The 10335-nt window shown below is 75.1% G+C and carries 7 protein-coding genes and 1 pseudogene; 7 read left to right on the top strand and 1 reads right to left on the bottom strand.

What is annotated here, in order from left to right:
- Positions 1-53: 53 nt before the first annotated feature.
- The 6 genes from ABZ128_RS29770 (at position 54) to ABZ128_RS29795 (ending at position 7369) form a co-directional block, all read left to right on the top strand.
- Positions 54-1412, top strand: coding sequence for an O-antigen ligase family protein (locus ABZ128_RS29770; RefSeq protein WP_356852281.1), 1359 nt, complete (start codon positions 54-56; stop codon positions 1410-1412).
- Positions 1409-3307, top strand: coding sequence for a lipid II flippase MurJ (locus ABZ128_RS29775; protein WP_356852266.1), 1899 nt, complete (start codon positions 1409-1411; stop codon positions 3305-3307). The genes ABZ128_RS29770 and ABZ128_RS29775 overlap by 4 nt, the downstream gene beginning before the upstream one ends.
- The gene (locus ABZ128_RS29780) at positions 3297-4076 is read left to right on the top strand and encodes a polysaccharide deacetylase family protein (protein ID WP_356852268.1); all 780 of its coding nucleotides are present in this window, start codon (positions 3297-3299) and stop codon (positions 4074-4076) included. The genes ABZ128_RS29775 and ABZ128_RS29780 overlap by 11 nt, the downstream gene beginning before the upstream one ends.
- A complete protein-coding gene (locus tag ABZ128_RS29785; RefSeq protein ID WP_356852269.1) occupies positions 4073-5398 on the top strand; it encodes a glycosyltransferase in 1326 nt (441 codons plus the stop codon). Before ABZ128_RS29780 ends, ABZ128_RS29785 begins: the two co-directional genes overlap by 4 nt.
- A 61-nt stretch (positions 5399-5459) precedes the next feature.
- A complete protein-coding gene (locus tag ABZ128_RS29790) occupies positions 5460-6230 on the top strand; it encodes a lipopolysaccharide biosynthesis protein (protein WP_356852271.1) in 771 nt (256 codons plus the stop codon).
- Positions 6227-7369 carry a GNAT family N-acetyltransferase gene (locus ABZ128_RS29795; protein WP_356852272.1) on the top strand — a complete coding sequence of 381 codons (1143 nt, stop codon included), beginning with the start codon at positions 6227-6229 and terminating at the stop codon, positions 7367-7369. The genes ABZ128_RS29790 and ABZ128_RS29795 overlap by 4 nt, the downstream gene beginning before the upstream one ends.
- Positions 7370-8091: 722 nt before the next feature.
- Here the strand turns inward: ABZ128_RS29795 and ABZ128_RS29800 are convergent.
- Positions 8092-8925: pseudogene (locus ABZ128_RS29800) on the bottom strand (glycosyl hydrolase); the annotation flags it as partial.
- A gap of 273 nt (positions 8926-9198) precedes the next feature.
- On the opposite strand from ABZ128_RS29800, the gene ABZ128_RS29805 reads away from it, so the two are divergent.
- Positions 9199-10335: ATP-grasp domain-containing protein (locus ABZ128_RS29805; protein WP_356852273.1), on the top strand; the 1137-nt coding region annotated here is incomplete at its 3' end.

Raw genomic sequence — 10335 nt, forward strand, 5'->3', positions numbered from 1 at the left:
GCATGAGCCTTGCCCTTTCCGGTACCCGGGCCCGGCCCGACGTGCCGGCCCTGATGCGGCGGCACTGGCCGCTGCTGCCGCTCGCCGCCACCGTCCTGATACTGCTCGCCCCCGTTCCGGCGGGCGATGCGAGCACCTCCGGCAAGGTCGGCCCGGCCGACGCCGCCTCGCTGCTGCTGGTGTCCGTGTGCGCGGTGCAGGCGCTGCGCGGGCGGGTGCGGGAGCTGAGCCCGCTCGCCGTACTGGTGCTCGGGGTGCCCGCGCTGGGGCTGGCCGTGGCGACCGCGACCGCCGGCGACCCGTTCGCGGCCCTGCCGGGATTCGTGCGCTACCTGCAGGTGTTCGTGCTCGTCCCGGCGGCGATCGTGCTGCTGGTGCGGGACGCAGGGGAGTTCCGGCTGGCCGCCGGGTGCTTCGTGGTGCTGGCGCTGGTGCAGGGCGCGGTGGGGGTCGTGCAGTACGCGACGCACACCGGGGCCTCGTACCAGGGCGAGGACGTCCGGGCCGTGGGCACCTTCGGTCCCGGCGACGTGATGGGCATGGCCACGGTCGTCGCGTACGGGCTGGTGGTGGCCACCGCGGCGGCGCTGGCCCCGGGTCTGCCGCGCCGGGTGCGGCGCCTGGCGGGCGCGGCGGCGCTGGTCCTGGTGCTGCCGCTCGTCCTGTCCTTCAGCCGCGGCGCCTGGATCGCGACCGCGGGAGCCGCGGTGCTGGTGATGGGGCTGGCCGGGATCCGGCGGGCCCTGAAGGTGCTGGCGGCCCTGACCGCGGCCGGCGTGGTCCTCGTGGGCGGCTTCGGGGTCGGCTCCGAGATGGTCGCGGAGCGGCTGACCTCGATCACCCAGGTGTCCAGCGCCCCCGACCAGTCGGTCACCGACCGGTACACGATGTGGGCGGCCGCCGAGTCGATGTGGCGGGAGCGGCCCGCCGTGGGGGTGGGCCTCAAGGGCTTCCCCGCCAACCGGGACGGGCACGCCTCGCTGGGGCTGTCCTCGGGCAGTGACACCGCGGGCGCGGGTCAGGCGTACGTCCGCCAGCCGCTGCTGTCCCCGCACAACATGTACCTGCTGGTGCTGAGCGAGCAGGGGCTGATCGGGCTGACCGCACTGGCGGGCGGCTGGGCGGCGCTGCTGGTGGCGGGGCTGCGGCGGTGCGTCGGCGCCGGGGCCGCCCGGGACTGCGGGCTGATCGCCGTCGGCCTGCTGGTGTGGCAGCTGACCGACTTCCTGTACGCGGACATCGGTGGCCCGTCCACCGTCCTCACCGGGGTGATCATCGGCCTGGCGGCGTGGTGGGCGCTCCCCTCCTGGGACGACGCGGATACGGACGGCCGTGGCGGGCGGCGGATGCCCTCCGGCTCCGCCGTTCCGGCCGGGCGCCTCGCCGGCGCCGCGGGTACGGCGGCCCGGTGACCGATACGACGCCTTGGCGGCGGCCCGCGGCCGCGGCGACCGAAGTCGCCGAGGCTGCGGGCCGTCCGCCGCGCCTGCCCGAGTCCGGCTCCGCCGCACTCCCGGGGACGCCGGGGTCCGGCGGACCGGCCGCGTCCGGCCCCGCGGCCGCCGGCGGCCGCAGCGGCGCCGCACGCGAGCGGGCGGTCGGCGGGCCTCCGCCACCAGGGCCCCGGGGCGAGCGCACCGGCGGCGGCTCGGGGAACGGCAGCACATCCGCGCCGCTCGGGCGGTTCCTGGCCAAGGCCGCCGCCGTCACCGCCGGACTGACCGCCGCCGGGGCGGTGTTCGGACTGGTGCGGGACCAGACGATCGCCCACCTCTTCGGTGCCGGGCACGACAGCGACGCCTTCCTGATCGCCTGGACCGTGCCGGAGATGGCCTCGACGCTGCTGATCGAGGACGCCATGGCGCTGCTGATGGTGCCCGCGTTCAGCCATGCCCTGGCCCGGCGGGCGGCGTCCTGGGCCGGGCTCACCCGCAAGGAGGCCCGCGCGCAGGACCCCGTACGCCTGCTCGTGGGGGCGACGCTGCCGCGGCTGGCGGTGTTCCTGGCCGCCGTGGCCTCCCTGCTGATCATCGCCGCCCCGCTCGTCGTCGGCGTGCTCGCGCCCGGTCTGCCGGATCCCGGGCTGGCCGTCGAGTGCACCCGGCTGACCGCCCTGACCGTGCTGTCCTTCGGGGTCGCGGGGTACTTCAGCGCGGCCCTGCGGGCGCACCGCTCCTTCGTGCCGCCGGCCGCGATCTACGTCTCGTACAACGTCGGGATCATCGGGACGATGATCGCCCTGCACGCGGTGTGGGGGGTGCGGGCCGCCGCCGCCGGGGTGGCCGTCGGCGGTCTGCTGATGGTGCTCGTCCAACTGCCCGCGTTCGTACGGAACGTGGGCTTCGGGCCGTCGCGCGCCGGGAGGCGACGCTCCGGTCCGGGCCGGGCGGCGGCCCCCGGGGAGGCCCCGCGCAGCCAGCGGGACCGGGACCGGCCCACCCTGCTCGCCTTCGGCCTGATCGCGCCCGTCATCCTGTTCGCCGTCTGCCGGCAGTCCCAGGTCCTGGTGGAGCGGTTCCTGGCCGCCTCGCTGCCGCCCGGCGCCATCTCGCACCTGAACTACGCGCAGAAGGTCGCGCAGATGCCGATGGTGCTGTCGCTGATGATCTGCACCGTCACCTTCCCCGTCGTCGCCCAGGCCATGGCGGGCGGGGAACTGGAAAAGGCCCGTCGGCGCGTCGAACGGGACCTGGCCCTCGCCTCCCTCGCCGTCCTCATGGGCAGCGCCCTCGTCATCGCCTACGCGCCGCAGATCATCCAGGTCCTCTTCGAACGCGGCGCCTTCACCCACCGCGACACCCTGGCCACCGCCTCCGTCATGCGGGTCTACGGCCTCGGGCTCCTCGGCCACTGCCTCGTCGGCGCACTGTCCCGGCCCTTTTTCTCGACCGCCCGGCCCACCTGGTTCCCGGCGCTCGCGATGGGTGCCGGACTGCTCGTCAACATCGTCGGCGGAGCTTTTGCCGTCCGCGGATGGGGCACCCACGGCATCGCCGCCGCCAACGCCGCGGGCATCACCACCACGGCGGTGCTGCTGCTCACCGGCCTCGGCTCCCGGATCATCGCGATCCACGTCCGCCGCGTCGCCCTGAGCATCGGCCGGCTCGCCGTCGCCGCCGTCGCGGCCTGCGCCACCGGCTGGGTCGCCGCGCCGAAGATCCCCGACCCCCTGCTCAGCGTCGCGCTCGGCTGCCTGCTGATCCCCGCCATGTTCGGGGCCTGCGGCCTGGCCTTGCGCGTGCTCGAAATCACCGCCCTGCCCGCCCAGATCTCCCAGATGACCCAGAGGTTCCGCAATGCCCGCTGACACCGCCGCGGCGCCGGCCGCCGTGAGGGCTCCCGCCCGCCGGACCGCCTCGCCGTGGGTCCTGATGTACCACTCGGTCACCGAGTTCACCGATCCCGCGGAGGACCCGTACGGCATCACCGTCACCCCGCGGACGCTGGAGGCCCAGCTGCTGTGGCTGCGCGCGCGGGGGCTGCGCGGGGTGTCCGTCGGGGAGCTGCTGCGGGCCCGGGCCGCCGGGCGCGGAGCCGGGCTGGTCGGGCTGACCTTCGACGACGGCTACACCGACTACCTGGCGAACGCCCTGCCGCTGCTGCGCCGCCACGAGTTCACCTCCACCCTGTTCGTCCTGCCCGGACGCCTCGGGGTGGACAACGTGTGGGACCCGCTGGGCCCGCGCAAGGCCCTGCTGACCGCCGAGGGCATCCGCGAGGTGGCCGCCGCCGGACAGGAGATCGGCTCGCACGGGCTGCTCCACCAGGACCTCACCGCGGCCGCCGACTCCGTCCTCCAGCAGGAGCTGCGGGGCAGCCGGGACCTGCTGCGCGAGCTCACCGGAACCCTCCCGCAGGGCTTCTGCTACCCGTACGGGCACCTCGACGCGCGGGTCGTCGCCGCGACCCGGGCCGCCGGCTACGACTACGCCTGCGCCATCGACCCCGGGCGCCTCGCGGGCCCGCACGCCCTGCCGCGCACGCACGTCAGCCAGGCGGACGGCGGCGGCCGGCTGCGCATCAAGCAGCTGCGCCACCAGGCGCAGGAGCTGCGGCGCCGGGCGGTGCACCGGTGAAGGACGTACGGGTCCTGCACGTCATCACCGGCCTGGGCGTCGGCGGCGCCGAGCAGCAACTGCGGCTGCTGCTGCGCCACCTGCCGGTGCAGTGCGACGTGCTGACGCTGACCAATCCCGGGCCGGTCGCCGAGGGGCTGCGCGCGGACGGGGTGCGGGTGGTGAACCTGGGGATGCGCGGCAACCGCGACCTGGGGGCGCTGCCGAAGCTGGTGCGGTTCATCCGGCGCGGGCGCTACGACCTCGTGCACACCCACCTGTACCGGGCCTGCCTGTACGGGCGGATCGCGGCCCGGATCGCGGGCGTGGGAGCCGTCGTGGCGACCGAGCACTCGCTGGGCGCCGGCGAGATCGAGGGACGGCCGCTGTCGCGCGGGGCCCGGGCCCTGTACCTGGCCGGTGAGCGGCTGGGCGCCGCGACCGTGGCGGTCTCGGACACCGTCGCGGCCCGGCTGGAGGGGTGGGGGGTGCCCGCCGAGCGGGTGCACGTCGTACCGAACGGGATCGAGGCCGCCCGCTTCCGCTTCGACGAGGAGGTGCGGCGGTCCACCCGGGCCCGGACCGGACTGCCCGCGCGGGCCTTCGTGGTCGGCGGGGTGGGCCGGCTGGTGCCGGGCAAGCGCTTCGACGCGCTGGTGCGGGCGGTGGCGGCACTGCCGGGGGCGCACCTGCTGCTCGTCGGGGACGGCCCCGAGCGGGCCACCCTGCGGGCACTGGCCGCCGAGTCGGGCGCGCAGGGCCGGATCCACCTCCTGGGGGAGCGGGACCCGCTGGGCGACAGCGCGGACGGGCGCACGCCCGGGATCCCGGCGCTCCTCGCGGCGATGGACGTGTTCGTCTCCGCCTCGCGGGAGGAGGCGTTCGGGCTGGCCGTGGTCGAGGCGCTGGCGGCGGGGCTGCCGGTGCTGCACGTCACCTGTCCGGCGATCGACGACCTGCCGGCGGCGCAGGCGCCGGGGGCGCGGCGGATCGGGACGGGGGAGCAGGAGCTGGTCGCGGCGCTGCGCGGACACATGGAGGCCGGTGTGCGCCGGCTGCCGCCGCCACCGGTGGCCCGCCGCTACGACATCGCGCACAGCGCGGAACTCCTGCTGGACGTCTACCGCCTGGCCCTGTCCCGCCCGCGCGCACCGCTCGCAGCGGGCGGCGACCCGGTCCCGGACGGGCCGGGGCAGGGCCGCCCCGAAGCCCTGTCCCCGGCGGAAACGGGGACGCCGGGGGGCGAGCCGCGCGAGGCGGCGTCCGTGCCCGGACGGCGGCCGGCTCCCGGCGCAGTGGCCCCGGGCCCGGCCGCAGCGGGCGGGGGCGGGGAGAACGGCTGAGCCCAACCGCCGTACCGGGGCCCGCCAACCGGGCCCGAGACAAGAACCCTTCACCCAGGAAGTGAGCACGCACATGGCCGACACCGCCGACCAGAAGAAGACCGACCGCCGACGCCGCCGAGCCAGGCTGCTGCCGCCGCCCGCATGGTGGGCCCTGCCGGCCGCCGCCCTCGTGGGACTGGCCGCCGGCGGGGCGTACGGGGTGCTCAAGGCGCCCGAGTACGCCGCCACCAGCTACGTGGTCGCCGTGCCCGACGACACCACCGAGCCGGCCACCGCCCTCGGCTTCGCCCAGGCGTACGCCCGGATCGCCACCAGCAGCTCCACCCTCGGCTACGCGCAGCCCCGCGCGGGCATCCCGGCCCGGCAACTGCGCACCCACGTACGGGCCGAGACCTCCCCCGAGTCGCCGATGATCGCCATCACCGGTACCTCCAAGAGCCCCGGCGAGGCCGCCGACATCGCCAACGCGGTCGCCGATGCGCTGTCGCTGAGCAGCAACCAGGCCGCGAAGAACACCGGTGTCCAGCTGCTGCTGTTCAACCAGGCGGTGGCGCCGACCGAGCCGGCCTCGCCGTCCGCGACCGTCAGCGGCGCGGTCGGGCTGTGCGCGGGAGGCCTGCTGGGCGGGCTGTGGCTGCTGGCGCGGCCGCGCCGCAAGGACGCGGACCCGGGCACCCGCACGGACACGGACACGACCCCGACCGCGAGCACGGGTGCGGACGCCGGGGCCGTGGAGCCCGTTGTGGAGGAGTACGCCTCGCTGCCCGCCCAGGGCGAGCCGGGCGCGGCCAAGGAGAAGGCCAAGGAGAAGAAGGAGTCCGTGCGATGACCGCGGGCTCCCCAGGGGCCCTGACGGTGACGCTGTGCCGTGATCCCCGGCAGTTCGCCGCGATGGAGGAGCCATGGAACCGGCTCTTCCGCTCCTGCCCCGCCGCCACTCCCTTCCAGAGCCACGCCTGGCTGCACTCCTGGTGGCTCTCCTACGGCCGGGAGGGGCGGCTGCGGATCGTCCTCGTGCGGCGCGGTGAGGAACTGGTCGGCGCGGCCCCGCTGATGCTCGTACACCGGCCGCTGCCGCTGCTGGTGCCGCTCGGCGGTGGGATCACGGACTACTCCGACGTGCTCGTGGCCGCCGAGTACGCCGCAGAGGTCGTCCCGGCGCTGGCCCACGGGCTGCACCGGGCGGCGCGCGGCGCCGTCGTCGACCTGCGCGAGGTACGTCCCGGGGCGGCCGCCGAGGCCCTGTACGAGCAGTGGCCCGGGGTCCGCACCAAGCTGGCCGACTCCACCTGCATGGAGCTGCCCGCCCTGCCCTTCGACGAGCTGGTCAAGCGGATGCCCGCCTCCGGCGCCCAGCGGGTGCGGGCCAAGCTGCGCAAGACCGACGCGGCCGGGATCGAGGAGCACGAGGTCACCGAGCAGGAAGTGCCGCGCGCCGTACGGACGCTGCTGCGGCTCCACGAGAAGCAGTGGCGCGGGCGCGGGGTCACCCCGGAGCACCTCAAGCCCCGCTTCGCCGAGCACCTGACCCGCGCCACCCGGCGGATGGTCCGGGCCGGCGAGGGACGGCTGACGGAGTTCCGGCTGGACGGGAAGGTGGTGGCGGCCAACGTCACGCTGCTGTCGGGCGCGCTCAGCGGCGGCTACCTGTACGGCGCGGACCCGGAACTGCGCTCCCGCAAGGTGGACGTGGCCACGCTGCTCCTGCGCTACGAGGCGGGCCGGGCCCTCGCGGAGGGCCGCCCGGTGGTGAGTTTCCTGCGCGGCAACGAACCGTACAAGAACCACTGGCGGCCGGAAACCGTGGTCAACCAGCGGTTCCTGCTGGCCAGGACGGCGCTCGCGCCCCTGCTGCGGCTGCACGAAGGGCAGGCGGCGGGGCGCGAGCGGGCGGTGGGGGTGCTGCGCGAGGCGCTGCCGGCCGCCAGGGACTGGCGGGCCCGGCTCAACGAACTGCGCGTCCGGTGACGACCCCGCCGCGCCTAGAACGGCCAGCCGGAGCCCTCGCCCCAGCTCCAGTCGACCTTGACGCAGACCGACTGCTTGCCGAGGAGCTTGGAGAGCCACTCGCCGACGTTGAGCGGCACGCACCACTGCGTGCTGTTGGTGGACGGCTTCTGCGGCTGCGGCCGCGGCGGCTCGGGCTCGGGCGTGACCGGGCTCGGGACCGGGATGACCGGCGCCTGGGGCGAGGGCATGACGGGCGAGGGCACGGGCTCGACCGGGCCGGGCTCGACCGGGCTCGGTTCCACGGGGCCGGGCTCCACCGGGCTGGGCTCGACGGGGACGGGCTCCACCGGGCTGGGCTCGACGGGGACGGGCGCGGCGGGGCTGGGCTCGACCGGGCTCGGTTCCACGGGGCTCGGCTCGACCGGGCTCGGCTCGACCGGGCTGGGCTCCACCGGGCTGGGCTCCACCGGGCGGGGTGCGACCGGGCTGGGCTGCACCGGGCTGGGCTTCGGCTGCGGGACCGGGCTCGGCTTGGCGGGGCTCGGTTTGGCGGGGCTCGGCTTGACCGGGACCTGGGGCATCGGGATCTGCGGCGTCGGCACGTCGGGAAGCGGGACGACCGGCGTCGGTACGACCGGGGTCGGGACCACGGGCGTGGGGACGACCGGAGTCGGTACGACGGGCGTCGGAACCACCGGGGTGGGGATCACCGGACCCGGCTTCTCGGGCCTGAGCGCCTCGCGGAACACCTTCGCCGAGCGCGGGTTCTGCTTGCACTGCCACACGCCGTGCGGGCAGTAGTCGGTGATGGTGTGGTAGAGCGGCTTGTGCTGCTCGATCCACTTCAGCATGCGCCGTACGTACTCCGGATTGTCCCCGTTGCGGAAGAGCCCCCACTCCGGGTACGAGATCTGCTTTCCGTGTGCTCGTGCGAAGTTGACGTGCTGCTGGAGCCCGTACGGCTGGGTGATCTGGTCGTCGAAGGTGCGGCCGGGGCCCTGGTCGTACGAATCCATGCCGATGATGTCGACCACGTCGTCGCCCGGGTAGCACTTGGTCCAGCCGATCGCGTCCGTCCCACGGTTGGGGGCGAAATCGAACTTGAACTTCTGACCGGGCACGGAGCGCATCGTGTTGACGATGCGCTTCCAGTACACCTTCCAGTTCTCCGGGTCCGGACTGCACCGGTGGGTGTACGTGGCGCCGTTCATCTCCCAGCCGAGCACGATCACCGTGTCCGGCACGCCCAGGTCCACCAGCCGTTCGGCGAGCCTCCTGAAGTGCTCGTCGAAGGCGCCGTGCGCCCCCGCCCTGATCAGCTGGGCGACCTGGCGGTCGGGGACCCGGCCCTCGTTGCGCTCCTGCATGGGCACGTTGAGCACGAACATCCGGCCCCTGCCGTCCAGGCGCCATTCCGCCCAGTCGTCGAGCCAGCCGACGTTCCCCTCGATGCCGCTCCACCGGTCGCCGGGCAGATAGGTGTGTCCGACCCGGATCTCCCTGCCGCCCAGCCAGTGCGACAGGAACGGGATCCGGGCGACCCCGGGAGGCCCGTAGTCGAGGTAGGCCCCCATGGCGACGTCGGAGCTCCTGGGCTCGTCGTCCTCCGGCGCCGCGAGCGCGGCGCCCGTGGCGAGCAGCCCGGCCGTGACCGTACCGATGCAGGTGCTCGCCAGCCGGCGGCGTGGTCTGGACATGGCGTCTCCCGAGGCTTCCTGAACCGGTGTGCTTGCCAAAGACGTTAGGCAGCACATCTGACGAATGGCCTGTTCGATGAAGGCTTTCTAGGCCATTCGCAGTTGCGCACCCTCCCTGCTTGGACCGACTAGGTGAAAGACACCGTTCCCATGTACGCGTTCGACGCCCATGTGCCCGCTGTTGTGCTCAGACTCGATCGGAATCCGTTCCACCACGGAACCCTCGGCGCCGTCAGATCCCTTGGGCGCAAGGGCGTGGAGGTCCATGCCGTCGTCGAGGCCGGGGGAGGTCCCATGGGGCGTTCGCGGTACCTGCGCGCCGCGCATCCCGGACCGGTCGGCGGGCTGGACCCCGAGGCGCCCGAGGCGCTCCTGGAGTGCCTGGTCGGGGTGTCGGAGCGGATCGGCAGGCCGGCGGTGCTCGTCGCGATGGACGACCTGAGCGCGATCGCCGTGGCGCGGATCGCCCCGATGCTCGACGGGCGCTACCGGATCCCCCATCAGCCCGACGGGCTCCCGGCCCGGGTGGCGGACAAGGCGCAGCTGTCACGGCTGTGCGCCCGCTGGGACGTCCCGCACCCGGAGACCGTGATCCCGGCGAGCGGAGCCGAGGCGGCGGAGGCCGTGTGGCGCCTCGGCCTGCCGGTGGTCGCCAAGTGGAGCCGGCCCTGGCTGCTGCCGGCCGGCGCAGGGCTGCGCAGCACCACCCTCGTGCACAGCGCCGCCGAGGCGCGGGGGCTGTACGAGCGCACCCCGCAGGCCGGCAGCCGGCTGCTGCTGCAGCGGTTCCTGCCGGCCGGGGCGGACACCGACTGGTTCTTCCACGGCGCCTTCGGCCGGGGCGGGCGGCCGCTGCTCGTCGGTTCGGGCCGCAAGGAGCTGTCGTGGCCGGTGCGCACGGGCCTGACGGCCGTGGGGCGCTGGCTGCCCGATCCGGCGGTGGAGGAGGCCGGGCTGCGGCTGGCGGCGCGGCTGGGCTACCAGGGGATCCTGGACCTGGACTTCCGCCGGGACGAGCACGGGTGCTTCCGGCTAGTCGACTTCAACCCGCGGCCCGGCGCCCAGTTCCGGCTGTTCGCGGACGCCGCCGGGCTGGACGTCGTACAGGCGATGTACCTCGACCTGACGGGGCAGCAGGTTCCGCAGCCCTCGGGCGGCCCGGGACGGGTGTTCGTGGCGGAGAACTACGCGCTGCTGGCGTCGGTCCGGGGCCGCCGGCTGCCCTGGCGGCCGGCGCGGCCGGCGCGGCCGGCCGGAGCGGCCGCTCCGGGCGACGACTGCGGCGGC

This window comes from Streptomyces sp. NPDC006326 (genome assembly GCF_040612915.1).
Taxonomy (GTDB): Bacteria; Actinomycetota; Actinomycetes; order Streptomycetales; family Streptomycetaceae; genus Streptomyces.

Coding starts and splice junctions, on each gene's coding strand:
- ABZ128_RS29770 (WP_356852281.1), top strand. CDS start 54: ATGCGGCGGCACTGGCCGCTGCTGCCGCTCGCCGCCACCGTCCTGATA.
- ABZ128_RS29780 (WP_356852268.1), top strand. CDS start 3,297: ATGCCCGCTGACACCGCCGCGGCGCCGGCCGCCGTGAGGGCTCCCGCC.
- ABZ128_RS29795 (WP_356852272.1), top strand. CDS start 6,227: ATGACCGCGGGCTCCCCAGGGGCCCTGACGGTGACGCTGTGCCGTGAT.